The 25,865-nt window shown below is 46.2% G+C and carries 24 protein-coding genes; 7 read left to right on the forward strand and 17 right to left on the reverse strand.

Annotation, left to right across the window (positions count from 1 at the left end):
• Positions 1–101 precede the first annotated feature (101 nt).
• The 7 genes from FBY58_RS07090 to hisB all read right to left on the reverse strand — a co-directional run bounded on the left by FBY58_RS07090 (position 102) and on the right by hisB (position 6,042).
• A complete protein-coding gene (locus FBY58_RS07090; protein ID WP_141920242.1) occupies positions 102–1,595 on the reverse strand; it encodes an amino acid permease in 1,494 nt (497 codons plus the stop codon).
• Between the two features lie 320 nt (positions 1,596–1,915).
• Positions 1,916–2,293 (reverse strand): histidine triad nucleotide-binding protein, encoded by a 378-nt coding sequence (locus FBY58_RS07095; protein WP_141920244.1) that lies wholly within the window; start codon positions 2,291–2,293, stop codon positions 1,916–1,918.
• 478 nt (positions 2,294–2,771) lie between these two features.
• Positions 2,772–3,095 (reverse strand): phosphoribosyl-ATP diphosphatase, encoded by a 324-nt coding sequence (locus FBY58_RS07100; RefSeq protein ID WP_141920246.1) that lies wholly within the window; start codon positions 3,093–3,095, stop codon positions 2,772–2,774.
• 87 nt (positions 3,096–3,182) lie between these two features.
• Positions 3,183–3,956 carry an imidazole glycerol phosphate synthase subunit HisF gene (gene hisF, locus FBY58_RS07105; RefSeq protein WP_141920248.1) on the reverse strand — a complete coding sequence of 258 codons (774 nt, stop codon included), beginning with the start codon at positions 3,954–3,956 and terminating at the stop codon, positions 3,183–3,185.
• Positions 3,953–4,705 (reverse strand): 1-(5-phosphoribosyl)-5-[(5-phosphoribosylamino)methylideneamino]imidazole-4-carboxamide isomerase, encoded by a 753-nt coding sequence (gene hisA, locus FBY58_RS07110; RefSeq protein ID WP_141920249.1) that lies wholly within the window; start codon positions 4,703–4,705, stop codon positions 3,953–3,955. The genes hisF and hisA overlap by 4 nt, the downstream gene beginning before the upstream one ends.
• Before the next feature lie 103 nt (positions 4,706–4,808).
• A complete protein-coding gene (gene hisH / locus FBY58_RS07115) occupies positions 4,809–5,450 on the reverse strand; it encodes an imidazole glycerol phosphate synthase subunit HisH (RefSeq protein WP_141920251.1) in 642 nt (213 codons plus the stop codon).
• A 1-nt stretch (position 5,451) separates the two neighbouring features.
• Positions 5,452–6,042, reverse strand: coding sequence for an imidazoleglycerol-phosphate dehydratase HisB (hisB, locus tag FBY58_RS07120; RefSeq protein ID WP_185738197.1), 591 nt, complete (start codon positions 6,040–6,042; stop codon positions 5,452–5,454).
• A gap of 87 nt (positions 6,043–6,129) precedes the next feature.
• On the opposite strand from hisB, the gene FBY58_RS07125 reads away from it, so the two are divergent.
• Both FBY58_RS07125 and FBY58_RS07130 read left to right on the forward strand, forming a co-directional pair.
• Positions 6,130–6,621 carry an SspB family protein gene (locus FBY58_RS07125; protein ID WP_141920255.1) on the forward strand — a complete coding sequence of 164 codons (492 nt, stop codon included), beginning with the start codon at positions 6,130–6,132 and terminating at the stop codon, positions 6,619–6,621.
• 221 nt (positions 6,622–6,842) lie between these two features.
• The gene (locus FBY58_RS07130; RefSeq protein ID WP_141920256.1) at positions 6,843–7,181 is read left to right on the forward strand and encodes a hypothetical protein; all 339 of its coding nucleotides are present in this window, start codon (positions 6,843–6,845) and stop codon (positions 7,179–7,181) included.
• Positions 7,182–7,268: 87 nt separating this feature from the next.
• On the opposite strand, the gene ppa is transcribed toward FBY58_RS07130, so the two are convergent.
• A complete protein-coding gene (gene ppa, locus FBY58_RS07135) occupies positions 7,269–7,802 on the reverse strand; it encodes an inorganic diphosphatase (protein WP_141920258.1) in 534 nt (177 codons plus the stop codon).
• A gap of 203 nt (positions 7,803–8,005) precedes the next feature.
• Here ppa and hisS point away from each other — a divergent pair, with 203 nt between their 5' ends.
• From hisS to FBY58_RS07155, 4 genes are all read left to right on the forward strand, one after another.
• Positions 8,006–9,265: a histidine--tRNA ligase gene (gene hisS, locus FBY58_RS07140; protein WP_141920260.1), complete on the forward strand. Its 1,260-nt coding sequence runs from the start codon at positions 8,006–8,008 to the stop codon at positions 9,263–9,265.
• Complete coding sequence (gene prfA / locus FBY58_RS07145) at positions 9,262–10,338, forward strand: peptide chain release factor 1 (protein WP_141920262.1); 1,077 nt, start codon at positions 9,262–9,264, stop codon at positions 10,336–10,338. Before hisS ends, prfA begins: the two co-directional genes overlap by 4 nt.
• Entirely contained in the window at positions 10,331–11,194 is an 864-nt protein-coding gene (gene prmC / locus FBY58_RS07150) for a peptide chain release factor N(5)-glutamine methyltransferase (protein WP_141920264.1), read from the forward strand. Before prfA ends, prmC begins: the two co-directional genes overlap by 8 nt.
• Positions 11,195–11,502: 308 nt before the next feature.
• Complete coding sequence (locus FBY58_RS07155; protein WP_141920266.1) at positions 11,503–12,594, forward strand: DUF4167 domain-containing protein; 1,092 nt, start codon at positions 11,503–11,505, stop codon at positions 12,592–12,594.
• Positions 12,595–12,660: 66 nt separating this feature from the next.
• On the opposite strand, the gene FBY58_RS07160 is transcribed toward FBY58_RS07155, so the two are convergent.
• The 9 genes from FBY58_RS07160 to FBY58_RS07200 all read right to left on the reverse strand — a co-directional run bounded on the left by FBY58_RS07160 (position 12,661) and on the right by FBY58_RS07200 (position 22,017).
• A complete protein-coding gene (locus tag FBY58_RS07160; protein WP_141920267.1) occupies positions 12,661–14,448 on the reverse strand; it encodes an ABC transporter ATP-binding protein/permease in 1,788 nt (595 codons plus the stop codon).
• Positions 14,449–14,523: 75 nt separating this feature from the next.
• A complete protein-coding gene (gene pheT / locus FBY58_RS07165) occupies positions 14,524–16,893 on the reverse strand; it encodes a phenylalanine--tRNA ligase subunit beta (RefSeq protein ID WP_141920269.1) in 2,370 nt (789 codons plus the stop codon).
• Positions 16,890–18,002 (reverse strand): phenylalanine--tRNA ligase subunit alpha, encoded by a 1,113-nt coding sequence (gene pheS, locus FBY58_RS07170; protein WP_185738198.1) that lies wholly within the window; start codon positions 18,000–18,002, stop codon positions 16,890–16,892. The genes pheT and pheS overlap by 4 nt, the downstream gene beginning before the upstream one ends.
• 273 nt (positions 18,003–18,275) lie before the next feature.
• Positions 18,276–18,653 (reverse strand): 50S ribosomal protein L20, encoded by a 378-nt coding sequence (gene rplT / locus FBY58_RS07175; RefSeq protein WP_141920271.1) that lies wholly within the window; start codon positions 18,651–18,653, stop codon positions 18,276–18,278.
• 13 nt (positions 18,654–18,666) lie between these two features.
• Positions 18,667–18,870, reverse strand: a complete 204-nt coding sequence (gene rpmI / locus FBY58_RS07180) for a 50S ribosomal protein L35 (RefSeq protein ID WP_141920273.1) — start codon at positions 18,868–18,870, stop codon at positions 18,667–18,669.
• Between the two features lie 145 nt (positions 18,871–19,015).
• A complete protein-coding gene (locus FBY58_RS07185) occupies positions 19,016–19,795 on the reverse strand; it encodes an inositol monophosphatase family protein (RefSeq protein WP_141920275.1) in 780 nt (259 codons plus the stop codon).
• A gap of 45 nt (positions 19,796–19,840) precedes the next feature.
• On the reverse strand, positions 19,841–20,776 hold the full coding sequence (locus FBY58_RS07190; protein ID WP_141920278.1) for a ribose-phosphate pyrophosphokinase: 936 nt from the start codon (positions 20,774–20,776) through the stop codon (positions 19,841–19,843).
• A 212-nt stretch (positions 20,777–20,988) separates the two neighbouring features.
• On the reverse strand, positions 20,989–21,216 hold the full coding sequence (locus FBY58_RS07195) for a DUF2093 domain-containing protein (RefSeq protein ID WP_141920279.1): 228 nt from the start codon (positions 21,214–21,216) through the stop codon (positions 20,989–20,991).
• Between the two features lie 222 nt (positions 21,217–21,438).
• Positions 21,439–22,017 carry a hypothetical protein gene (locus FBY58_RS07200; RefSeq protein WP_141920281.1) on the reverse strand — a complete coding sequence of 193 codons (579 nt, stop codon included), beginning with the start codon at positions 22,015–22,017 and terminating at the stop codon, positions 21,439–21,441.
• Between the two features lie 518 nt (positions 22,018–22,535).
• Between FBY58_RS07200 and FBY58_RS07205 the strand changes: the two genes are divergently transcribed.
• Complete coding sequence (locus FBY58_RS07205; protein ID WP_141920283.1) at positions 22,536–25,535, forward strand: TonB-dependent receptor domain-containing protein; 3,000 nt, start codon at positions 22,536–22,538, stop codon at positions 25,533–25,535.
• Positions 25,536–25,865: the final 330 nt, after the last annotated feature.

Here is a 25,865-nt window from a genome sequence, read left to right on the forward strand (position 1 = left end):
CCTCATGCAAACAAAAAACCGGCCTGTCTTTTTTCTGTTTTTAATTCCCTGCCCCGTCCATCGAATGACAGGACGGAGCAGAGGTATAAAAAGGAGGAAATCTATGCCTCTTCATCAGGAATATTGTTGGCAATATTACTGTGACGATATCCATAGATAAAATAGACAACCAGCCCCAAAAATGTCCAACCGAAGAACATTTTCAGCGTCATAAGTGGCAGGCTGACGAAAAGATACAGGCAACCTAATGCCGCCAAAGGTGAAATCAGATAGATGCAAGGCGTTCTGAATGGACGATGGCGTTTAGGATCGGTATGCCGCAAAACGAGAACGGCGATGGCGACCATGGCAAAAGCAAACAGCGTTCCGGCATTCGAAATATCAGCCAAAATACCAACCGGGAAAAAGGCTGAGAACAGTGCAACAGCTAAGCCCGTCATAATGGTAACGATATAAGGCGTTTTGAAACGCGGATGCACTTTTGCAAAAAATTCTGGCAGCAGACCATCGCGGCTCATCACGAAGAAGATGCGGGTCTGACCAAAAATCATCATCAGAATAACCGAAGGCAAAGCAAAACCAGCCGCCAAAGCGATCAGGTTACCTACTTTATTCCATCCGATTTTACGTAAAGTCCATGCCAAGGCTTCGTTTGAGCAGACGACATGGCTGTCTTTCAGACTGGAACAAGCCGCCGCTAACTGCGGGCTTCCGGTCGGTAAAGCATGATGTTGTGTCGCATCAAAAACCGGCTGTGCCCCGACGCCCCCAATAACACCGGAAGAAACCAGTATATAAAACAGGGTACAAATCGCGAGCGAACCGACCAACCCGATCGGCATATTCCGTTGAGGATTTTTGGTTTCTTCGGCAGCCGTAGAAACTGCATCAAACCCGACATAAGCAAAAAAGATCGAGGCCGCTGCACCGGAAATACCGGAGAATCCTAAAGGTGCAAAAGGATGAAAATTTTCCATTTTCATCGCCGGTATGGCTAAAAAGATGAAAAGAGTAAGAGCCGTTATTTTGATAACAACCAAAATAGCACTGGCTGTTGCGCTTTCTTTTGTCCCTCTTATCAGCAATGACATAATCAGTAGGGCAATAAAGGCAGCAGGAAGATTGACAATTCCGCCACTAAAAGGCCCTTTGGTAAAGGCCATAGCCGCAGCTGGAAGATGTGAGCCGGTCAGATGTTCGATTAATCCGACAACATAGCCAGACCAACCGACTGAGACCGCGCTGGCTGCGACCGCATATTCAAGAATTAGCGCCCAGCCAACCATCCATGCAACAAGCTCCCCCATTACTGCATAGCTGTATGTATAAGCTGATCCTGAGACTGGCACCATAGCAGCCATTTCAGCATAGCAAAAAGCCGCCACCCCACATACGCAGGCAGCGATAATAAAGCTCACCATCATACCGGGACCTGCTTTTTGTGCCGCCTCAGCGGTGAGCACAAAAATACCGGTGCCAATAATCGCGCCAATGCCCAACATAGTCAGCTGGAAGGCGCCTAAAGAACGATGAAGAGATTTCTTTTTAGCTGTTTCTAAAATGGCGTCGAGAGGTTTCACACGCCCGAATATCATTCATTATCCCCCGATAAGAAGCGGTCTGTACCGCGCTTTAATTGTATCTATAGATTAACCGTTACAGGTCAGACTAAATTTATTGTTTCAATATTTAACCTGAACGACCCAACTCCGTAGACAATAGAAGGCGTTTCCTGACGGCTGGCAAGAGAAAAAGTGTCTCGTCTGACATATTATAATTTTTTCAGCCTCCCGAGAATAAGGAAAGACTACATTAGGCAACTACAGTAATGTAATATTATTACTGTATAATGCTTATTTCGCTTTTGATCAAATAAAAATTAATTCAAAAACGAAATAAGCATTTTATTTCAAATTTAAGACTGAATCAACTTCGCACCCAGCTCTTTGCCGGACAGAATATGGATATGTAAATGGGGCACCAACTGGTCAGCATCATGGCCACAATTAACAATCAGACGATATCCATTGTTCAATGCCGGATCTCGGCTAATCTCGCCGACGGCACGCGTTAAAGCCGCGATTTCTGCATCAGAAGCTTTTGCAGAAAAATCATCCCATGAGACATAGCGACCTTTGGGAATAACCAGAATATGCACGGGTGCCTGAGGATTGATGTCATGGAACGCCAGAACATGGTCATTTTCGAAAACTTTTTTACAAGGAATTTCGCCACGAATAATACGGGAGAAAATGTTATTATCATCATAGGGTTGATGAATATCGACAGTCATTGTCCATTCCTTTCAAACAAAGTATATTTATTTATAATTGAAAAATTAGGAACGGAAAAACGACATTTTTCACTATAATGATGTCTTCTATAATAATTTTATTTTTATAAGAGAAATATTGCATCTATAATTAAGAACGAACTATGAATTATTTTTTTATCGCAAAAAATATTTATTTATTTCTAGTGCGGAATAAAATGATAACAAAATTAAAGTAATAAAATTACATAAGCAACAAGCTCAATAGATACAAAAAATTCTATTTAAAAATAATTTTTCCTGAATTAATTTTTTGTATTTAAATAAATGTTGTATTTTTTCTTTAACATAAAATAAAGTTTAATATATTTTTTAATATTATAAATAATTATGCTGACTTTTTATAAAAAGTCTTAATTCTTATTTGGATTATATGACTATATATAAATAAAGCCGACCTTTATAAAAGATCGGCTTTAATGATTTCTGCAACGTCTATTTAAGATTTTGATCTTGCTGCTTTTTCAGCATGACCAGATGTGCCTTCGCGCCGTCTTAATTCAGCAAAAACATTTTCAAAACTGCTGTCCCTATCGGCTAATAAAACGGCCAGATGAAAAAGAAGATCTGCAGCTTCGCTCTCAAGTGCCTTTTTATCTTGCGCTAAAGCAGCGATGACGGTTTCAACAGCTTCTTCACCGACTTTCTGCGCGATATGGGCGGTACCACGATGAAGAAGCGAGGAAACATAGGAATCTTTTGGTGAAGCCTTCCTACGTTCAGCAATGACGGATTCAATATAGGCTAAGGTATTTTCAGACATGATGTTCTTTGTCTTTCGTTATCGCCCTGCCCCTTTGGAACAGGCTATTTCAAGAAGCCGGAAACGATAATTTGATGAGCTCCGCCGTCATCCCTGTTGCGGAGGATGACGCACGGTTAATCCCGCTTTTGCCAGAGCGTCATGCGCTTCAGCCAAGCTATACTGACCGAAATGGAAAATCGACGCTGCAAGTAAAGCACTGGCATGGCCTTTGGTTACCCCTTCGACCATATGATCGAGATTACCCACGCCGCCGCTTGCGATCACAGGCACGGGAACAGCATCGGCAACCAAACGGGTCAGAGCCAAGTCATAGCCGTCTCTTGTTCCGTCTTTATCCATTGAGGTCAAAAGGATTTCGCCAGCACCTAAACGGGTTAGATTAAGCGCATGATCCAAGGCGTTAATACCAGTTGGCCGACGGCCACCATGGGTATAGACTTCCCATGTATCGCCATTACGGCGAGCATCGATGGCTGCAACAACGCATTGCGCCCCAAAGCGATCAGCGATTTCGGCGACCAATTCCGGTCGTGCAACCGCAGCCGAGTTAACCGCAACCTTATCTGCACCCGCCAATAGCAGCGCACGGGCGTCTTCGACCTGACGCACCCCGCCACCAACAGTCAGAGGCATGAAGCAGACTTCCGCTGTACGGGCAACGACATCCAACATGGTGCCGCGCCCTTCATGGCTGGCCGAAATATCAAGAAAGCATAATTCATCGGCACCAGCAGCATCGTAAACCTTGGCTTGCTCAACGGGATCGCCCGCATCCATCAGATCAGTGAAATTAACCCCTTTGACGACCCTTCCATCAGCGACATCCAGACAAGGAATAATACGGGTGCAAAGGGTCATGCGCTGGCTCCGCCTTGACGGGCAATGGCCAAGGCTGCTTTTAAATCAAGCGAACCGTCATAAATGGCGCGACCACAGATAACGCCTTCAATGCCGTCTTTGGTATGGCGTGCCAGCAATTCGATATCGCCAATATCTTTGACACCGCCGCTGGCGATAACCGGAATATCGGTTGCCGCAGCCAAAGCCAAAGTGGCTTCGCTATTACAGCCTTTTTTTAATCCATCACGACCGACATCAGTATAAAGGAGAGCAACCACACCGGCATCAGCAAAGCGTTCTGCCATGTCGGTCACCGATATTTCTGATTGTTCTGCCCAACCTTTCGTCGTGACCATGCCATCGCGAGCATCAACAGCGACAACAATCTGTCCCGGATATTTCCGAGCGGCTTCTTTGACCAGTTCAGGATTTTCGAGAGCAGCGGTGCCGATTACTACCCGGCTGATGCCACGACTAAGCCAACCATCAATCGCCTTCATATCGCGAATACCGCCACCCAGTTCGATGGTTCCCGGGAAGGCTTTCACAATGGCATCAACGGCAGCGGCATTTACCGCACGCCCCGCAAAAGCACCATCCAGATCGACAACATGCAGATATCGGGCACCAGCTTCATAAAATTGACGCGCACGAGCCGCCGGATCATCGTCATAGACCGTGGCGCGATCCATATCGCCTTCGGACAAACGCACGACATGGCCTTCTTTGAGATCAATAGCAGGAAAAATAATCAGTGAATCCGTCATGGATTTCTCCAATATCCGTTCTTTTATGCCCATTTAGCGGGGAGACATAAAAGGCAAAGGGGAAAGCCAGATATCGTCATGAATCTGGCCGTGATGTTTGTAATCAGGGATACCATTCCAAAAAACGGGATAAAAATTGCAAACCGTAGCTTTGACTTTTTTCGGGATGGAATTGGACGCCCATAATATTATCGCGCCCGACAGCCGCCGTCACAAGGCCGCCATGTTCGGTTGTTGCCAATAATGTCGAATTATCTTCTGGCACGAAAGCATAGCTGTGAAGAAAATAGGCTTCTCCGGCACGAAGCAGGGGATGCGAATCCGTGGTTAGATCAATCTGGTTCCATCCCATATGGGGGACTTTGCATAAAGGATCATTTGGTTGGAGAGCAGTTACCTTGCCTTTAATCCAGCCTAAGCCCTGATGCGTGCCATATTCTTCACCTTGGTCTGCCAGAAGCTGCATCCCGACACAGATACCTAAGAAAGGGCGGCCTTTTTCAAGGACGGCTTCTTTTAACGCATCGACCATGCCTGGAATCGCCTGCAAAGCCTGCATGCAGGAGGCAAAAGCGCCCACCCCTGGTAAGACAATACGTTCTGCCCGAAGGACTTCTTCAGGATTGGCGGTTACAACCAGATTTTCGCGGTCTAATCCCGAAGCCAATAAGGCATTGGCAACCGATTGAAGGTTGCCTGCGCCATAATCAATAAGTGCGACCGTTGAAGATGCCTGATTCATCACACTACAAACTGCCTTTTGTCGAAGGGATCCGGCCTTGTTTACCGGCATCAATGGCGACCGCCTGACGCAAGGCCAGTGCTAAAGCTTTGAACAGGCTTTCGGCGATATGGTGGTTATTGCGTCCGTAAAGCGTTTCTACATGAAGGGTAAGCCCTGCGCCTTGGGCAAAGCTTAGAAACCAATGTTCGATCATTTCGGTGTCAAGATCGCCCAGACGAGGTTGGGTGAAAGTAGAATGCCAAACAAGATAAGGACGACCTGAAATATCAATGGCAACCCGACTCATGGCTTCATCCATAGGTGCATAGGCATGGGAAAAGCGGGTAATGCCGCCCTTATCGCCCAAAGCTTGCTGAACAGCCTGCCCCAAGGCAAGTGCGCAGTCTTCTATGGTATGATGGGGATCAATATGTAAATCTCCCTTTACCGTTACGTCGCAATCTATTAGCGAGTGACGAAAAAGCTGATCTAACATATGATCAAAGAAACCAATGCCGGTTTTGACATTATATTGCCCATGCCCATCCAAATTAAGTTGGATATGAACATCAGTCTCGGCGGTTTGACGATGGATTGAGGCTATACGCTGCATAAAATCGCTATAGCCTACCCACGCTTTCATGCAAATATACTCAATCCCATCTTGACCGATAGCTTTGACACGTCCACCTAAGGTTTTATGAATGAGGAAAGCTTTGACAGTCTGATTCCGTATGATGAGATCGTCCAAGAAGCCCTGCGCGCTGTTGTTGGCCGCGTTTTAGGGACAGTACAGGCAGAGGGCGGCCTTCCCGGTGATCATCATTTCTATATCACCTTTAAAACACAGGCATCCGGTGTTTCTGTACCACCGCACCTGTTAGCCCGTTTTCCGGAAGAAATGACGATTGTCATCCAGAATCGCTATTGGGATTTGATGGTAGAAGACGATCATTTCAGTATCGGTTTATCTTTTGGTGGCATCCCGTCGAATTTGATAGTGCCCTATGCGGCCATCACCAATTTCGTCGATCCTTCGGTACATTTCGCTTTGCAATTCGAAGCGCAATTTGAAGAAGTGGTTGATTCGGAAGAGATTGAACCGGAACCCGAAAAAAGGCCTATCCCCGAAGCGAAGCCGATCGAAGAAGGCTCGAATGTCGTTTCGGTCGATTTTAGTCGTAAAAAATAGATTTTACTGTCTATTGAATATAGCTATCCTGTATTGGTCGGAAGAAAAGACCAAAAACAGGATAGCTCCAGTAATCACAAAAATATATTTTTAGAAAAAGCCGGTAATTATAAATTTTGCGGCTCTTTTTTGTGTCTTCTGCGTTTTTCAGAAAACCCAATGGATAGGTAAAACCTGTCCCATCGGGATATTATTGTAATTTCATTCAGGGAATGAGAGGCATGGTTTCAAGGATTGTCGAAACATTGGTGCAGGCAGAAATCGGGCGGGCGCACCAAAATGACAGTCTGAAGAATCTGGTAACAGGGGCTTTGGTTGTTGGTGTTATTCGCCGGTTGGGGCCTGTTGGCCTTGTCCTTGGCACCGGATATGTTTTGGGGAAAGCCTATATTCGCCGCCGTGCTTTGCAGCAAATAGAGCAGCAGAAATGGTTAGAAGAGCATCCCGAACAGGAAAAAGAAATCTATGCTGAAACGGCGGGGATGCTTCCCCATACGCCAGATACGCCGATTGATTTTGGGGTGAAGAAGACAACGTCAGCTAAAAATAAACCCGCATAACAAACTCCGTTCTATGGTTAGAACCGACTTGTCATGCGGGGTGAAAATTACCAGATATCTGGCAGCAATTCTTGAATTAGATCAAAATCAGGCCGATTTTCCGGCGCGTTCAATCGCTTCGAGAATGATCTTACGAGCATCAGCCGAGCTACCCCAGCCTTCGATTTTTACCCATTTCCCTTTTTCAAGGTCTTTGTAATGTTCGAAGAAATGGCCGATTTGGTCAAGAATGATAGCCGGAAGATCGCTGGATTCTTTGACCGAAGCATAAAGCGGAATGATGCTATCTACCGGAACCGTTAACAGCTTTTCGTCTTCGCCTTTTTCGTCCTTCATCCGCAAAACGGCGATAGGACGGACGCTGACGACACTGCCCGGAACGAACGGAGTCGGAGCCAGAACCAAAGCGTCCAAAGGATCGCCATCATCAGATAAAGTGTGCGGGACAAAGCCATAATTGGCCGGATAGCGCATTGGTGTATGCAATAAACGGTCAACGAACAGCGCACCGGATTTTTTGTCAAATTCATATTTGACCGGTTCGCCGCCCTGCGGCACTTCGATGATAACATTCAGCGTTTCAGGCGGATTATCGCCCGTGGGAATAAGATTGATATCCATAATAAAATTGCGATAATGCGGGCTTCTTTTATCACAAGCCTATTTTGTGTCTTTTTCAGAGGAAGAAAGTCTTTTTAGATTAAAAGACTGCCAGTAATCTTTCTGTAGGTGCTACGCATACAAAATTTTGCACAACCGGAAAAATAGGTTAGACGCGGGCAACTCTTAAAAAAACATCTCTTTATATTAGCCGGATGAATGGCATGAAAATCAAAACGCCCCAGCCGATTCGTGGCACACAGGACATTTTTGGTGAAGATTCTCTTCGCTTTAACCACGTCGTCAATAAATTTGATGAAATACGTCAATTATATGGATTTAAACGTGCCGAGATTCCGGTTTTCGAATCGACGGCTGTTTTTGCCCGTTCTTTGGGTGAGACGACTGATGTCGTTTCCAAGGAAATGTATAGCTTTCCCGACCGTTCGGGTGAGCAATTAACGCTTCGTCCGGAATTTACGGCTGGATTGACCCGCGCTTATCTGACCAGTGGTTGGCAGCAATATGCGCCGTGCAAACTGGTAACCCATGGCCCTGTCTTCCGTTATGAACGCCCCCAGAAAGGCCGTTATCGCCAATTTCATCAGATAGATGCCGAAGTAATCGGTGCGGCTGAACCGGAAGCGGATGTTGAATTGCTTTGCCTTGCGGATCAGTTTCTTGAAGAGCTGGGCATTAAACAGCATGTCACCCTTCATCTGAATACCTTGGGCGATAGCGTCAGCCGCGAAGCATGGCGTGCCGCTTTGATCGAATATTTCCAAGGGCATTTTGATAGCCTGTCGCAGGAAAGTCAGGAGCGTCTGGCGCGGAATCCTTTGCGTATTTTAGATTCCAAAGACCCCAATGATAAAATTATTGCTGAAAAAGCCCCTGTCATTGATGATTATTTGACCGAAGAAGCCGCGACCTTCTTTAACGCGGTAACCTCCGGCCTTGATGCTGCCGGTGTGGCATGGACCCGTGACCCTCGTTTGGTGCGTGGGCTGGATTATTATCGCCATACGGCTTTTGAGTTCATTACAGATCAGCTTGGTGCACAAGGAACTGTGCTTGCGGGTGGACGCTATGATGGTCTTGCGGAAGCATTGGGTGGTAATTTAACCCCTGCTATCGGATGGGCTGCCGGTATCGAACGTTTGGCGATGCTGATTGAAAAACCGCAGGAAGACGCCATTAAAGTGGCCGTAATCCCCTTGGGTGATGAATCCAAGAATCCAGCGATTTCTATTCTTGCGAAATTAAGACATGCAGGCATTTCAGCCGATATGTCATGGCGTGGCAACATGAAACGGCGGATGCAGAAAGCCAATGGCTGGGGCGTTCAATATGCCGTCATTTTGGGTGAAGAAGAATTAGCCCAAAATGCCGCAACCGTCAGAAGTATGGTGACAGGCGAGCAGCAAAGCATTGCACTCGATCAGATTGTTGACCAAATTTTATCAGAATTGAGGAATAAATGATCGCAATTTCACCTGATCGGCTGGCAGCTATTATCGCCAGACGGGAAGAATTACAGGCGGAAATGGCACGGCCTGATCTGGATTCCACTCGTCTGGTCGCTTTATCGCGCGAATATTCGGAAGTCGAACCGGTTGCTTTGGCAGCAGAAGAGGTCGGGCGTTTACGGGAAGAAACCGAAACGCTGGAGGCGATGACCAAAGATGAAGACCCCGAATTACAGGCGATGGCTGTCGAGGAGTTGGATTCCAATAAAACGGCCTTGGCAGAAGCCGAACGTGCTTTGGCACTTAGCCTGTTGCCACGGGATGCAGCCGATGAACGTTCGGCTATTCTTGAAGTCCGTGCCGGAACCGGCGGCGATGAAGCCGCTTTGTTCGGCGGTGATTTGTTGAGAATGTATAGCCGTTATGCTGAAGAACGCGGTTGGCGAGTAGAAATGATTTCAGCCAGTGCTGCCGAGTTAGGTGGCTATAAAGAAGCTGTTATCAGCATTACAGGCGCAGGTGTGTTTGCTCGGTTGAAATTTGAAAGTGGTGTTCATCGGGTGCAGCGTGTGCCTGTTACCGAAAGTGGTGGACGCATTCACACTTCTGCGGCAACGGTGGCTGTGCTTCCAGAAGCAGAAGAAGTTGATGTCGCGATTGATGAGCGCGACCTTAGAATTGATATTTTCCGTTCTTCGGGTCCAGGTGGACAGTCGGTGAATACAACGGATTCTGCCGTCCGTATTACCCATATCCCCAGTGGCATCGTTGTGAGCCAGCAGGATGAAAAATCCCAGCACAAGAATAAAGCCAAGGCAATGAAAGTGTTGCGGGCGCGGCTTTATGAAAGAGAGCGCGAAAGATTACATTCCGAGCGGGCTGGGCAGCGTAAATCCATGGTTGGTTCGGGCGATCGTTCTGAACGGATTCGCACCTATAACTTCCCACAGGGACGGGTCACGGATCATCGGATCAATCTGACCCTGCATCGTTTGCCAGAAATTTTGGCAGGCCCTGGATTGGATGAAGTCATTACGGCTTTGATCGCGGAGGATGAAGCAGAAAGACTGGCAAGTCTGGATGATTGAGAACTCTGACGGGCAAGAAAAAACATTATCTATCACCGAAGCTTTGCGCGAAGCTGCGCGTGATCTAGCAAGCCTTAGCATGACGGCGCGGCTCGATTCCGAATTGCTGATGGCATATAGCTTGGGCATAGAGCGGGATTCCCTGTTATTAGGCGCGTGGGGCGATAAAGCCGCCCCACCTGCTTTTTTTGAAGCGGTGAAGCGTCGAAAAAAGAATGAACCGATTGCTTATATTCTTGGTTATCGTGATTTTTGGACGCTGCGCCTGACCGTCACGCCCGATGTGTTAATTCCTCGTCCTGACAGCGAAACGCTGATTGAAACGGCGATTACCTATTTTCGTGAGCATCAATTTCAGCCTGAAAAGATTTTGGATCTGGGTACTGGATCCGGGGCATTACTGTTAGCGGCGCTGGATGAATGGAAAGAAGCACAAGGATTAGCTGTGGATGCGTCACCGGCAGCTTTGAAAATTGCCCGCCTCAATGCGGAGAAATGCGGTTTACTGCCACGTGCCGATTTTAAAATCGGTCACTGGGGGCAAGAGATCGAACAGAAATTCGATCTTTTGTTATGTAATCCGCCTTATATCTCCCGAGATGCGATGATGCCTGCCGATGTTTTGCATTATGAACCGCATTTAGCTCTATTTGGGGGCGAAGATGGTCTGAGTGATTATCGCGAGGTGATACCGGAGATCCCTTCCCTTTTGACAGAACGCGGAATTGCTTGCCTAGAAATAGGATTCGATCAGGCTGAAACGGTTAGCTTGATCGCGAAAGAGACTGGGCTAAAGAGTCAGATTTTTTGTGATATTGAACAAAGACCACGCTGTATTTTGCTCAATCGGCAGTAATTTTTCAGTTTTTTTCGAAAAATCTGTAGATATCTCAATATAATGCTTGGATTTGTCGGCTAGACTGCTTAAGAAAGAGGTAGGCAAACAAAAGTAAGCTGGCATTAAAGCCCGACTTTTTGAGCCAATTCCCAATGGTAGCTTCATGGCGTTCCCGATGTTCTTTTTCGGGGCAGATATCAAAACGTCGTAACAGCTCCAGAAGTTCTGACATTGACTTTAGGCAATGTCTGTCAAGGGGGAATAACGTAGCCCGCCATTTCCGGCATAACGGATGAAATAATTTTACTTCCCGTTATCTGGTCGCAATGGCGGATGGTGACTTAACCACCAGCAGTGACGAAGGCAGCGAACAGTTGATCAATAATCGTCAGAACGGCCGACGCCGTGGGCGTAGCGGGGGCTTGCCCCGGTCTAATTCCAATAATGGAATGGATCGCAATAATCGTATCGATAACCGTGCACGCGGAAATGCAAGTCAGCTTCATGAAAAATACAAGGCGCTGGCTCGGGATATGCAATTGCAAGGTGATCGGGTAATGACCGAATATTACCTTCAATTCGCAGATCATTATTTCCGTATTCTTAATGACAATAGACTTCGTTATGAAGAAGCGCGGATGCGAGATCGTAATTTATTACCGGAAGGTGATAATAACGAACAGGTCATAGACAACCGTTCATCCATGGATAATAGGCAAAATGCTGATAATTCACGTCAGCCTATGGATAACCGGTTTGATAACCGCCGCACCCCTGCCTATAACAACAATGCCGAAAACCGGATAAGACGACCTCGACGAGCTATTGGTGACAACCGTATGGCTGGTGATGATCGCAATAACGGCGATAACGGATATAGCGATAACGGCTATAACGCGAACACCAATAATAACGAATACAACAATCCCGTGCGCGCAAGACGGATCGTAGAAAACAACGATCGTTATGATATGCGGGCAGATTTTAACGACCGAGAAGAAAACCGGATGGTTGAAACCGCTATGCCGGTTCAGCCCCAGCCGAGTCTTCCGGTAGAAGCAACAGATCAAGAAGTTGCAGCACCGCCTGTGCGTCGCCGTGGACGCCGCCCGAAAGCCGTTGTTGAAGCTGAAGCCCGCAAGGCAGCCGAAGCCGCACAGCGTTATGCAGAAGGTGGAATTCAGGAAAACAATATAGAAGCGGTTGCAGCGCCTTCCACTGACACCATGGCAGAAGCACCGGTAAGACGGCGTGGACGTCGGCCGAAAGCCGTTATTGAGGCAGAAGCCCGTTTGGAAGCAGATCGTTTGCCGCCAGCAACCAATCCAATTGAAACCGCTGATCAGGAAGAAGAAAAGCCACGTCGTCGCGGACGTCGGCCGAAAGCGGAAACTGAAAGCGTAACCGTAGAAGCTTAATAAAAACGGCTTTTTCGATATAAAAAAGGGGATAATTGTTATCCCCTTTTTTTGTGCATTTTAAAATTAATTCTTTTGGCTCTGTCTTTGCCACATCATGGCATAGATACCTTTTTGATCTAATAAGCTTTGATGATTGCCTCGTTCGACAATCCTTCCCTGTTCTAGAACGATAATTTGATCAGCATGAACAATCGTTGATAACCGGTGCGCGATAATAATGGTCGTCCGTTGTTTGGCGATTTGATTTAAAGTAGCCTGTATATCGGCTTCGCTATGGCTATCTAGCGCACTGGTTGCCTCATCAAATAACAAGATAGGCGGATTTTTCAGCAATGTTCGGGCAATGGCTATCCGTTGTTTTTCGCCGCCTGATAATTTTAAACCCCTTTCACCGACAGCCGTCTGATAGCCTTGTGGTAAAGAATTTATAAAATCGGCAATAGCAGCTCCCCTCGCCGCCTGTTTTACCTCTTCAGGCGACGCATCTGGGCGACCATATCGGATATTATATTCGATTGTATCGTTAAACAGGACGATATCCTGTGGCACCATGCCCAAGATTTGCCGCAGCGAATGTTGCGTTACATCCCTGATGTCTTGGTTATCAATTAATATTCGACCGTCGGTTACATCATAAAAACGATATAAAAGCCGAACTAAGGTCGATTTTCCGGCACCAGAAGAACCAACAATTGCCAAGCTTTGTCCAGCCGGAATAGTGAAATCAATATCTTTTAAAATAGGGCGATCTGAATGATACTGAAATTGCACATGTTCAAAGCGAACTTCACCAGTATTCACCTTTAGTGCGGGGGCATTAGCCTTATCCTGTAAAGTTGCCTTGGTATCAATTAAACGGAATACAGCGGCCATATCCGTCAGGCCTTGCCTGACCTGCCGATAAACGGTGCCTAGAAAGTCTAAAGGCCGAAAAAGCTGAAGCAGTAAGCTGTTAATTAGGACCACGTCACCGACACTGAAACGGTTATGGCTCCACCCCCAGATGGTGAAAATCATACCGCCAGCCATGAGGATATTGGTAATCAGAGATTGACCGATATTCAGGGAAGCCAGCGAGGTTTCAACCTTAACGGTCGCATCAGAAAGATCACCTGCAATTTTGGAATAGCGTTTAGTCTCTAAACTCTCTGCATTAAAATACTTAACAGTTTCATAATTAAGTAAGGAGTCTAAAGCGCATTGCCCCGCTTGCTGGTCGTATTCTGTCCATTGACGACGTAAGGCAACGCGCCGCTCAGTTATGATACGGGTAAAGAGAATATAAATAGCGATCATACCTAATGTCGCTATAACCATGCTCCATCCCCAGCCGGAAAGAACAAAAATCACGCAGGTAGCGATCAATTCGAAGATCGTAGGGCCTATATTGAAAATGAGATAATAAAGCATTGAATCAATGCTTTTAGTGCCTCGCTCGATAATCCTTGTTAAGGATCCTGTGCGTCGTTCGAGGTGAAAAGACAAAGGTAAATCGTGAAGATGTTTGAATAATTCTACCGCTAATTCTTTTGCAGCATTCTGCCCGACGGCTTCAAAGATAGCATTTCGCAAATTATCGAATAAAACGCCCCCGAAACGGCTGGCTGCGTAAGCAGTTGCCAAAGCCATGGCCATCGTTGCCCCTGTTTTTTCAGTCGGAACCATGTGATCTATGACGCCTTTATAGGCGAAAGGCATCATGAGAATAATGGCCTTTGAAAAAAGAACCATGACCAAAGCCAGTATAAGTCTGATTTTGAGGTCACGGTGATTTTTAGGCCAGAGGTAACGTAAAAAACGCCTCAAATTTGTTAATGAATCATGAGGGTATTCTTTACCTTTAACAGCCATTAACTTTCCTCAAAAAGACAAAAAAGAGGCGGGCATGATGACATACCCGCCTTGAATAAAACAAATTTTTTAATTTTAGGCTCTAAGGCGAGCCCCTCTTTTGGCGGCAGCCGCAACAATTTTGTCGCTAATTGCCTGTAATTCAGCATCGGTGAAACTTTTTTCAGCCGGTTGCAGCATTACTTCAATGCCCAAAGATTTTTCATTCTGGTCAATCGTTTCACCCGTAAAGACGTCAAAGACACGGGCTTCTACGATAGCGCTTTTATCCGCCCCTGCGATGCTACGTACCAGATCAGCGGCCGGAATTTCTTTCGGCAACAAGAAGGCAAAGTCGCGATAGACAGGCTGAAGCAGGCTTGGAGCATAAGGCTGGCGCAATTGCCCAGAATTTTTGCGAACCGGTAAGGCATCTAAGAAGATTTCTGCCCCGATAACCGGCCCTTCCATATTAAATTCAGCCAGAATAGCTGGATGGATTTCGCCAAAAACCGCTAATGTGTTTTTAGGTCCAAGGCATAAACGACTAGAACGTCCTGGATGATAAACGTCACCTGCGTCACCCATCAGTTGTAATCTTTCAACCGGCATCCCGACCGAATCCAGCATAGCGGATACGGCAGTTTTAGCATCGTAGGCATCAAAATTCTGGCTTTTGCCATATTGCCAATCGCGGCTCATCCGTTCGCCAGCAAAAATCAGACCCAAGGTTGGGCGTTCAGCTTCTTGCAAATAGCGGCGGCCGACTTCGAATAACCGAATGGTGGATTGCCCCCGATCACGGTTACGCTTGGCTGCCGTCAACAATCCTGGCAATAAAGACGGACGCATGACCTTCATGTCTTCGCTAATCGGATTAGCAAGTTTCCAGAAAGCACCGCCAAAAATATTGGCGTCTTTTTCTGAAATGAAGCTCCATGTTACCGCTTCATTCATACCAAAAGCGGCAGCTGCACGACGCACACGCCGTTCAGTCAACTGACCATGGGTTGCAATCGGTCTTGCGACGCCATCGCCCCGATCAAGAGCAGCTGATGGGACATTTTCGAGTCCTTCGATTCTGACAATGTCGGCGACAATATCGGCCACCACACTGACATCACGGCGGAAACTCGGCACTCGAACGCGCCAGCCCGCATCGATGGCAAAGCCTAACTGTTCAAGAATTTCGCGTTGGCGTGCTGGTGGCACATCCATAGCCGCAAGTGACGTCACATAAGAAGGATCATAGGCAATGACCGGCACAGTAGAAGGCGCTTCGCCAAGAGTAACAGCTGGCGTTGCCTTACCACCGCAGAAATCCAAAACCATGCGCGCTGCAATTTGCAGCCCTTCGCTTAAGAAAGAAGGATCGACACCCCGTTCAAAACGGATGCGAGCATCAGAAGCTAAGCCCAATTTCTGACCGGCTTGCGAAATCGCAGCAGGATCAAAATAGGCGCATTCAATGATAACATCCGTGGTTGAACCAGAAACACTTCCGCTTTCAGCGCCCATAATACCGGCAATATTCTTAACGCCTAGATCATCGGCAATAACCGTAATCGAAGGATCAAGATCATAGCTTTTACCGTTTAAAGCTTCGATCTTTTCGTTATTTTTGGCCTTGCGCGCTGTCAACGTGCCTTTGACCACACCAGCGTCATAGACATGAAGCGGACGCCCCAAATCAAACATGATGTAATTAGTAATATCGACCAAAGCAGAAGTAGGCCGAAAACCAATAGCCCGTAATCTTCTTGCCATCCATTCAGGTGAAGGACCGTTTTGGATACCGCGAATAAGTTGACCGAAAAAGGCCGGGCAGCATTCTTTATCTTCGACAGCAATTGCAGCTGGTGCCGCATCAGTTACAGGCACCCGAGGAATAGCCAAAGGCTTAAAGCGTCCGATGCCAGCGGTTGCCAAATCGCGCGCCAAACCACGAACACCCATACAATCTTGACGATCAGGGGTAATCGCGACGTCGAAAACCGGATCATCTAACCCAGCCCATTCGACATAAGATTGTCCGATGGGGGCTTCATGCGGTAAGTCGAGAATACCCTCATGCTCGTCGCCAAGGCCAAGTTCGCGGATAGAACACATCATACCGCGGCTTTCGATACCACGGATAGCCGCGACTTTCAGGGTAACGTCAATACCCGGCACATAAACACCAGGGGCTGCAAAAACACCGACTAAGCCGGCGCGAGCATTAGATGCACCACATACGACTTGTAACGGTTCAGATTCGCCAACATCCACAGCTAGAATTTGAAGACGATCAGCTTGTGGGTGGCGTTCCGCCGTCAGAACCCGAGCGATCCGGAAAGCCTCTAAGCCCTCAGCCGGATTATGAACGGATTCAACTTCGTGACCGATGCGGGTCAACGTATCCGCGATTTCCTGAACAGAAGCTTCTGTTTCCAGATGTTCTTTTAACCATGAAAGCGTGAATTTCATGCGCCGACTCCTCCAGAAAGTGTGGGCACGTCAAGCGCGGCAAAGCCAAAGTGACGCAGCCAGCGCAAATCGCCGTCAAAGAAAGCCCGTAAATCATCCATGCCATATTTCAGCATGGCCAAGCGATCGATACCGCAACCGAAGGCAAAACCCTGCCATACATTGGGATCAAGACCGCAAGCGGTAATCACATTGGGATGCACCATGCCGGAGCCAAGGATTTCCATCCAGCCATCAGGGTCTTTCCCACCAATGATACGGCGTCCCTTTTCAAGGGTATAGCCGACATCAACTTCCATTGAAGGTTCGGTAAACGGAAAATAACTGGGACGTAAGCGGAGAACGATATCATCGCGTTCGAAATATGCGCGAACAAAGGTTTCTAACGTCCATTTCAAATGTCCAAGATGCACGCCTTTATCGATGACCAGTCCTTCAACCTGATGAAACATCGGCGTGTGAGTGGCATCTGAATCCGAACGATAGGTACGTCCCGGTGCGATGATACGAATAGGTGGCTCTTGCCCCTTCATCGTCCTGATCTGAACCGGCGAAGTATGCGTCCGCAGCAGCATTCGACCTTTATCACCGTTACTGGCAGCACCTTCTTGGGGTTCAAAATAGAAGGTATCATGCATTGCCCGTGCAGGATGACTTTCCGGAATATTTAATGCACTGAAATTATGCCATTCGTCTTCGATTTCAGGGCCGCTTGCAACGGCGAAACCAAGGTCCGCAAAAATTTCAGCCAGCTCATCCATTACCTGACTGACTGGATGAAGCGAGCCTTTTGGGATTTTGGGAGACGGCAAGGAAAGATCAATAGTTTCACTTGCAAGCTTTTCGTTGAGCAATGCCGTTTCCAAGGCTTGCTTACGATCAGCAATCCCTTGAGCCACTTCCTGACGCAAGCTATGGATTACAGGCCCTTTTTCCTGCCGCTCTTCCGGTGTCATTTTTCCGAGCGATTTCAAAAGCGCCGTGACAACCCCTTGTTTCCCAAGGGCATGGACGCGCACAGATTCTAAGCCGGCCAAATCCTCTGATTGAGAGATCTGGCCGATCAGATCGGCTTTCAGATTATCTAGATCGGTCATGCTTTCCATCATTTTTGTGACCATAGCCTGTTTAACGCGCTGTTCGTTGGAAGGAGATATGAGTATCACCCTTTAATAGCGGAAAAAATCCAAAAGATTTTTGCTCTATTCAGCCGATATCAGACAGTAAATCATTAAATTTTCCCAGAACGCATCTTCATGCGGTTTGGCCGGATGAAGATGCGCACTGGACTGTATAACAAAAGAAGGCATAGAAACGCCCGAAAGAGTGCTCCTATGCCTTTTTCAATCACCTTAAGAAAGCGATTTTTAAAAGCTTAATCATCAAGCGGCAACGCGTGCGCCTTCAGGTAAAGCTGATTTGACCTGAGCAATGATTGCGCTGAAAGCAGCGGATTCATTCATAGCAAGGTCGGCCAGAACTTTACGGTCAAGATCAAGACCGGTTAATTTCAGACCATACATAAAGACACCATAGGTCAAGCCTTCTGCGCGGACAGCAGCGTTAATACGCTGAATCCAAAGTGCGCGGAAAGAACGCTTTTTAACCTTACGGTCGCGATAAGCATACTGACCGGCTTTTTCGACTGCCTGACGGGCAATACGAATGGTATTTTTCCGGCGGCCATAATAACCTTTGGCCTGATCCAGAATCCGCGTATGTTTTGCGCGCGTCGTAGTACCGCGTTTTACACGTGCCATCTATCAGCCTCCCTTAGTTTAAACCGTATGGTGCCCACGCCTTGATGGTGTGGTTTTCAGTTGATGAAACTACATCGGTACGGCGGTGCTGACGGATGTATTTTGCGTTATGGCTGATAAGACGATGGCGCTTACCTGCAACACCGTGTTTTACTTTACCATTAGCGGTGAATTTAAACCGCTTTTTGACCCCACTTTTGGTCTTTAACTTGGGCATTTTCGTCTCCTTGATTTTGACGATCGACCACCGCCACGGCAGCCCATAAAAAGCCGGGCAGTGTAGAGCAGATCGTGGAAGAAAGGCGGTTTATAAAGAGGGTATCCCTATTTGACAAGCCGCTCTTTCCTAAACTAACAAAGGCTCACAATCCCATGGCAGACAATGCCGGTTCGATCAAGTGCCGATCACCGGCTGCAATGACTTCACCGACACTCTGTTTATTGAGGGGACGGTTTTGCCAATCGCGCATGAGGCCCCCTGCCCCTTCGACAATTGGGACAAGTGCTGCGAAATCGTAAAATTTGAGACATTGCTCAACTACGAGATCACAGTGACCAAGAGAAAGCAGACCGTAATTATAGCAGTCGCCTCCAAGTAAAGTATCCCGACATTTTAAACGAAGCTTGTCAAAATACGCCTCTCCGTCTTTTTCGAACAGCCAAGGCGAGGTTGTCGCCAAGAGAGCATGATCGATTGAAGGACAAGAACGGGTATGAATGACGTTGCCGTTAAAACGGGTCGGCATATCTTTCACCCCGACCCAGCGTTCTTGCTGGATGGGTTGGTTAATAATCCCGAGAACAGGTTGGCCGTCTTCTACCAAAGCGATCAATGTACCGAAGCTTGCCCGTCCACCGATGAAAGCACGGGTTCCGTCTATTGGATCCAATACCCACACACGGCGGGCATCAGGTCGAGCGACACCCATTTCTTCGCCAAAGATACCATCTTTGGGACGTTCTTGTTCAAGAACAGCCCGCATCGCCTGTTCAGCACCCCGATCCGCTTTTGTGACCGGTGAATGGTCGGCTTTGAGATCAATCGTCAAAGGTGCACGAAAGAAAGGCCGGATAATATCCACCGCTATATCGGCAAGGCGATTGGCAAGACGAATGTCGTCTTCATAAGGGCTTCGGGACATAAATCATCTCGGAATAGAAAAAGCCTGCTTTCGCAGGCTTTGTTTTTAATCGAACAATGAAGAAACCGAAGTTTCATCAGCGATACGCCGAATAGCCTCGGCCAATAAAGGCGCTAAGGATAATTGACGGATTTTCGAGCATTGCTCGACTTCCGGACGCATCCCAATAGAATCAGTGACGACCAATTCCAGCAGCGAAGATTTTTCAACTCGGGCAACAGCTGCGCCAGAGAGAACGCCATGAGTGACATAGGCCATAACGCCTTCGGCACCTGCATTCAAAAGAGCTTCGGCAGCATTGCACAAAGTACCCGCTGAATCGACGATATCATCAATCAAAATACAAAAACGACCGGAAACGTCGCCAATGATATTCATCACTTCTGATTCGCCCGGACGTTCACGCCGTTTGTCAACGATCGCCAAAGGCGCGTTATCCAGACGTTTAGCCAAGGCTCTAGCCCGAACAACACCACCGACATCAGGCGAAACAACCGTCAGTTTTTTATCGGGGAAACGGGCCAGAATGTCAGCCGACATTACTGGGGCGGCGTAGAGATTGTCAGTCGGGATATCAAAAAATCCCTGTATCTGACCTGCATGGAGGTCAACCGACAGTACACGGCTTGCACCAGCGACTGTAATAAGGTTGGCAACCAGCTTTGCTGAAATCGGCGTCCGTGGACCCGGTTTACGGTCTTGTCTGGCATAGCCGAAATACGGGATAACAGCCGTAATCCGGCGAGCAGAAGCCCGTTTCAGAGCGTCGATACAAATCAACAGCTCCATCAAATTATCATTCGTTGGCCAGCACGTTGACTGGATAACAAAGACATCCTGACCGCGCACATTTTCGCGGATTTCAACAAAAATTTCTTCATCTGCAAAGCGACGCACGGACGCTTTGGTCAGATCAATTTCGAGATAGTCGGCAATAGCCTGACTAATCGGCAAGTTAGAATTACCGGCAAGCAGCTTCATGGATCCCTCACGCGAGTAACCGGAAAGATGCGTGTCCCTTAGACATTTTATACCGGAATGGAAACCTTCTGCTGAAAATAAGAACCAAAAATTATCATTTTAAGGATATTTGTTCTTAAATATCACGATAAAGCGTCTTTATTTCAACAGAATGCCCGATAATTGAGGAAAATCTGATGCCTGTCGAAAAAAGACAGGCGGAACGATCTTTATCAATTGTTTTTCGAGGTTTCCTGTTCACGGGAATAAGCTATTTCGGCCTCATAGGCAGAGGCATAGGGTTCTTGTTTTTCCACGCTCCAGTAATGCAAGGAATCAAGATCAATCGGCTTACCCGATACTGCGCAGATAACGTGCGTCCCACGCGAAAGCAGGCGAAAGTGGCCATCAAGATATTCGACATTAGCCGGTTTATCTTTTTTAAAACCAGGTATCAGCATTGATTTTTATCCAATTTTAGGTCGTTTGTTGAGAATGACTATAACCTAAAAATGGGCTACTCTACTATGATAAATATTGAGCAGACACAGCCATTTTGCAAAAATTTCATTTCCTGTGAAATTCAAAAATGGACAACCAATATTTGAGGTACTGGCAAAATTATCGATAGATGGCGATGCACACCACCAAAAGTCATTTGGAGCGAAATTCGTCAATCGAATTTATCGTACTCTTCTCATCTTGATTGCAGATTGCTGATCAATATTGGCGACGAAAGAACCAAAAGAAGCTTTTCTTATCCGGACAACTGATCCAACGTGAGGTTCGTTAGCAACTGGCTGATCATCAATTTGAAGCCAACGCGCGCCATTTGAAAAACCGATGATCCAATGTCCTTCACCATCATCACTAACGAAGCTAACTTTGTCAGTCATCTCATGGATAACATCATCGGTAGCTTGGTCTTTTTTCTGCGACTGAGGTGACGGACTCTCTTTTTTAGGTAAAGCTAAAACTGGAGGCGCAAAACCAAAGCTCTGTTTTTGGCGAGCAAGAATAGCCGCCCTATCCACTACGAGAATATCGTGATGCGTATTCGCATCGTCTAAAGCTTTAATATTATCGTCAAAACAATGTAGTCTCGCGACATCGTCATTAATTGAACGACAGGTCAGTAACTTATTGAATAAAGGGCTATCTTTGAAGCTATTCTGATTTTTGGCAGCTTGAACCGGTATCATAGAAAAAGAAATTACTAGAGATAAAGTTACCCCTGTTATTTTCGAAAAACGATTCGTCATACGGAAGGTCACTCCAACAAGCCACTAGGTGATGAGAATAGATAAAAATTTTTAAAAATGAATATTAATTCGCACTTACATTTCATTTAACAAAAATTAAACTTCTAATAAAAAACAATATTAACAGATATAAAAGTATTTTAATTTTCTAAAAAAATTATTTAATTTTAATTAAAAGTTATTTAATTATTTTTTATCTGTATATTTTTCATAAAAAAGAAAAATAATATCTTATATGTAACAACAAAAAACTAGATATGTGCACTAAACATGCGCAAAGGCTTTCGTGTTGCAATTTTGTTACATTTTTTAAGGAATGGTTAGCAAACATAAATTTCTTAATTTAGCAATTGCGGAAACATAAAAAATATTATTATCTATATCTCAGTAGGAAAAATGCGGCTTTGTTACCAGCGATTTAGATCAGGCCGTTATTTCAAAAAAAGAATGCACAATCGACATCTGACGGGAAGATGTTTGAAGTTTGGGGACAGTGCATATCTCAAAAAGGGGGAATAATGATCAGAAGACATCTGAGAAGTGCCTTCATGACCACGGGTATGGTCGCAGGCGTTATTGCGTGGTCCACGCCTATTTTCGCACAGGAAACATCTCAAAGCACGCCACAGCAGTCTGATGCATCTGCGGATACTTCATCGTCAAGCAATGCTCCGACGATGGCAGCAGCACCGTCTGCTCCTGAAGTGGCACCACCAACCGGTACGATTACCGTGACGGGTTCACGCCTTCCACCAGGCGTTACTTCGACCAGCCCGATTACCTCTCTTAATGCTAAAGAAATTACCAAGCAGGGTTACACCCGCATAGAAGATGTCCTTAACCGGATGCCTCAGTTTTATGGTACTCAAAATAGTGCCATGTCGAATGGTGCGTCTGGCATCGCGACGGCCAATTTGCGGAACTTAGGTTCTAACCGGACGCTTGTATTGATTAATGGTCGCCGTTTAATGCCAGGTGATCCAAGCTCTCAGGCTGCCGATTTAAATGCTATTCCATCATCCTTGATCAAGCAAGTTGATGTCTTAACCGGCGGCGCTTCGGCAGTTTACGGTTCAGATGCTGTCGCTGGTGTTGTCAACTTTGTTATGGATACGAATTATGAAGGCTTCCATGCGGATGCTCAATATAACGTATTAAACAATGCGAACGATAGCAAAACTATGCGGGGGCTTCTGGGGCAAAAGTCATATGCAGATCCCAGAAATACTGCTTTCGATGGTTGGGGCTTCAATGCTAACCTAAAATTTGGTGCGGGTACTAAAGATGGTCGTGGCCATGTAGTTGCCTATCTTGGCTATCGTCGTCAGGCTGCAGTTACGGGAGCTGACCGTGATTATAGTTCCTGTGCTATTAATGGCTCCGGTTCTAGCAGTGCTGTCTGCGGAGGGTCGATTACCTCAGGGCCGGGTAGTGTCTATCTTGGCAATGACGCGTATCATTTCAGCAATGGTCAGCTTTTACCAGGTACTGCTCAATATAACTATGGGTCGACTAACTATCTTCAGCGGCCTGATCAGCGCTATACAGCAGGCTTTTTTGCCCATTATGATGTAACTGATGGTTTTAAACCCTATGCTGAATTCCAGTTTATGGATGACAGAAGCACGGCTCAGTTAGCACCATCTGGTACCTTCGGTTACGGCACTGTAAACTGTGATAATCCGTTTTTAACGACACAAGAAGCTTCGCTTATGTGCTCGACGGCAAATATCAGTGGTACAAAAACGGATAGCCAAGGAACGACATATAATACTTCTCAGGCTCAGCTCTTTAAAAGAAATACTGAAGGAAGCCCCCGCCTTAGCACGATTCAGCACACTTCATATCGGGGTGTCATTGGAGCTAAAGGTGAAATCGTCAAGGGTTTAACCTATGACGTTTATGGTCAGTATGGCTCAACAGTCTACCAGAATCGTTTCCTTAACGATATTTCGATCAACAAATTAAATAACGCCCTCAATGTGGTAAACTATAACGGTACACCAACGTGCCGCTCTGTCATTGATGGAAGCGATTCAAGCTGCGTTCCTTATGATATTTTTAGCGGCAATGGTCCAAGCCAATCCTCTATTAATTATCTACAGACGCCTGGTATTGCAGTCGGATCGACGCAGGAAACTGTTGTCAGCGGCTCTTTGACTTTTGACGGTGGCGAGTATGGTGTTCAACTACCAACAGCGAGCCATGGTCTTAGTGTCAATGTCGGTGCAGAATATCGTCGTGAAAAGATGAAATATCACACCGATTCTGAATATGCATCCGGCGATTTGGCCGGTCAGGGTGGTGCAAACCCATCTTCACAGGGTCAATATGACGTTAAAGAATTGTTCATTGAAGCTGGCCTTCCGATTATAGATCATCGGCGTGGTGCAAATGAATTAACCTTGACCGGTGGTTTCCGCTATTCTGACTATAGCTTCAGTGGATCTGTTATGTCTTATAAGGGGCAAATGGTTTACTCCCCTGTTAAAGGCGTAGCATTCCGCGGTGGTTATAATAGAGCCGTACGAGCTCCCAATATTCAGGAGCTTTATGCACCGACCGCTATCTCGCTAGATGGTTCAACCGATCCATGTGCAGGCAGTAGCCCGACCATGACAGCTTCCCAATGCGAACTGATGGGTGTAACTAAGGCTCAATATGGCAATGTTGCTGAAAATCCAGCGGGTCAATATAATGGTTTGACTGGAGGTAGTACTAGCCTCAAACCAGAAACGGCTAATACCTTCACTGGTGGTGTGGCGTTAACGCCTTTCCGTCGCTTTAGCTTCACAGCCGATTTCTTTGATATCAAAATCAATAATATTGTCAGTGTGCTGGGTGCCGATAACATATTGCAGCTATGCGGTAACAAGGGACTTTATTGCGATCGTATTCACCGTGATCAGTACGGCTCGTTATGGCGGAACAACAGTGGCTACATTGTTGATACCAACATTAACGTAGGGTCTTTAGCGACAAGAGGCGTTGATTTCGGTGCAAACTATAGTTACCCGTTAGGTAATAAATTTGGTAACTTGAGTGCTTCAATTAATGGTACCTGGCTGTTAAACTACAAGACCAATCCAGGCGGCGGTGCAACGACATATAATTGTGCTGGGCTTTACGGATCCGTCTGTGGCATGCCGATGCCGAAATGGAAACATCAGGTTCGCCTTAGCTGGGATTTACCGAAGGGCTTTGGCTTCTCTGCTATGTGGCGCTTTATTGGCTCATCTAAGAGTGATGTTGGAACCAGTGCCAATCCAAACGGTACCGCAACGTCCAGCTTTGATAAGAAAATCGGTACAGTCAGCTATCTTGATTTGACCGCTTATTACAAAGTCACGGATAAAGTTACCTTAAGCGCAGGTGTTAATAACGTATTAGACACCAATCCTCCATTAATCACTTCTCAGAATGGTGGTAATGCTGGTGTTTATAACGGCAATACCTACGTCACGACTTATGATGTCTATGGCCGCTATATCTTTGCCGGCCTGAGCTATGACTTCTAAGTCATAAATACAATTTAAGTAGAAAAAGGCAGGTAGAAATACCTGCCTTTTTTATTATTTTTAAATGTCCATTTAAAAGTATGAAATATTTTTAGTTATTGTTAACTGACCTCTTTTTCTCGATATCAGTAGCAAATAAATCAATGCGGTTTTTGAAATAATTCGGACTCACCAGATCGATTCGTTTAAATTGTTATTCTCTCGATAGAATATATCTAAAAATAGAAACACTATTTTACAGAAACATAAAATCAAAATATCCAAGATGATTTTATAAAATTCTAATTTGCATCAAATATTTAAATTTTAATGTTTTTTTACGGCTATTTA

Origin of the sequence: Zymomonas mobilis (assembly GCF_006715975.1) — a bacterium.
GTDB classification, from domain to species: domain Bacteria; phylum Pseudomonadota; class Alphaproteobacteria; order Sphingomonadales; family Sphingomonadaceae; genus Zymomonas; species Zymomonas mobilis_B.

What these genes read in the sequence shown, in the direction of transcription:
- FBY58_RS07090 (WP_141920242.1), bottom strand. Translation starts at nt 1,595, where the DNA reads ATGATATTCGGGCGTGTGAAACCTCTCGACGCCATTTTAGAAACAGCT.
- FBY58_RS07095 (WP_141920244.1), bottom strand. Translation starts at nt 2,293, where the DNA reads ATGACTGTCGATATTCATCAACCCTATGATGATAATAACATTTTCTCC.
- FBY58_RS07100 (WP_141920246.1), bottom strand. Translation starts at nt 3,095, where the DNA reads ATGTCTGAAAATACCTTAGCCTATATTGAATCCGTCATTGCTGAACGT.
- hisF (WP_141920248.1), bottom strand. Translation starts at nt 3,956, where the DNA reads ATGACCCTTTGCACCCGTATTATTCCTTGTCTGGATGTCGCTGATGGA.
- hisA (WP_141920249.1), bottom strand. Translation starts at nt 4,705, where the DNA reads ATGACGGATTCACTGATTATTTTTCCTGCTATTGATCTCAAAGAAGGC.
- hisB (WP_185738197.1), bottom strand. Translation starts at nt 6,042, where the DNA reads ATGCAGCGTATAGCCTCAATCCATCGTCAAACCGCCGAGACTGATGTT.
- FBY58_RS07125 (WP_141920255.1), top strand. Translation starts at nt 6,130, where the DNA reads ATGAATGAGGAAAGCTTTGACAGTCTGATTCCGTATGATGAGATCGTC.
- FBY58_RS07130 (WP_141920256.1), top strand. Translation starts at nt 6,843, where the DNA reads ATGGTTTCAAGGATTGTCGAAACATTGGTGCAGGCAGAAATCGGGCGG.
- ppa (WP_141920258.1), bottom strand. Translation starts at nt 7,802, where the DNA reads ATGGATATCAATCTTATTCCCACGGGCGATAATCCGCCTGAAACGCTG.
- hisS (WP_141920260.1), top strand. Translation starts at nt 8,006, where the DNA reads ATGAAAATCAAAACGCCCCAGCCGATTCGTGGCACACAGGACATTTTT.
- prfA (WP_141920262.1), top strand. Translation starts at nt 9,262, where the DNA reads ATGATCGCAATTTCACCTGATCGGCTGGCAGCTATTATCGCCAGACGG.
- prmC (WP_141920264.1), top strand. Translation starts at nt 10,331, where the DNA reads ATGATTGAGAACTCTGACGGGCAAGAAAAAACATTATCTATCACCGAA.
- FBY58_RS07155 (WP_141920266.1), top strand. Translation starts at nt 11,503, where the DNA reads ATGGCGGATGGTGACTTAACCACCAGCAGTGACGAAGGCAGCGAACAG.
- FBY58_RS07160 (WP_141920267.1), bottom strand. Translation starts at nt 14,448, where the DNA reads ATGGCTGTTAAAGGTAAAGAATACCCTCATGATTCATTAACAAATTTG.
- pheT (WP_141920269.1), bottom strand. Translation starts at nt 16,893, where the DNA reads ATGAAATTCACGCTTTCATGGTTAAAAGAACATCTGGAAACAGAAGCT.
- pheS (WP_185738198.1), bottom strand. Translation starts at nt 18,002, where the DNA reads ATGATGGAAAGCATGACCGATCTAGATAATCTGAAAGCCGATCTGATC.
- rplT (WP_141920271.1), bottom strand. Translation starts at nt 18,653, where the DNA reads ATGGCACGTGTAAAACGCGGTACTACGACGCGCGCAAAACATACGCGG.
- rpmI (WP_141920273.1), bottom strand. Translation starts at nt 18,870, where the DNA reads ATGCCCAAGTTAAAGACCAAAAGTGGGGTCAAAAAGCGGTTTAAATTC.
- FBY58_RS07185 (WP_141920275.1), bottom strand. Translation starts at nt 19,795, where the DNA reads ATGTCCCGAAGCCCTTATGAAGACGACATTCGTCTTGCCAATCGCCTT.
- FBY58_RS07190 (WP_141920278.1), bottom strand. Translation starts at nt 20,776, where the DNA reads ATGAAGCTGCTTGCCGGTAATTCTAACTTGCCGATTAGTCAGGCTATT.
- FBY58_RS07195 (WP_141920279.1), bottom strand. Translation starts at nt 21,216, where the DNA reads ATGCTGATACCTGGTTTTAAAAAAGATAAACCGGCTAATGTCGAATAT.
- FBY58_RS07200 (WP_141920281.1), bottom strand. Translation starts at nt 22,017, where the DNA reads ATGACGAATCGTTTTTCGAAAATAACAGGGGTAACTTTATCTCTAGTA.
- FBY58_RS07205 (WP_141920283.1), top strand. Translation starts at nt 22,536, where the DNA reads ATGATCAGAAGACATCTGAGAAGTGCCTTCATGACCACGGGTATGGTC.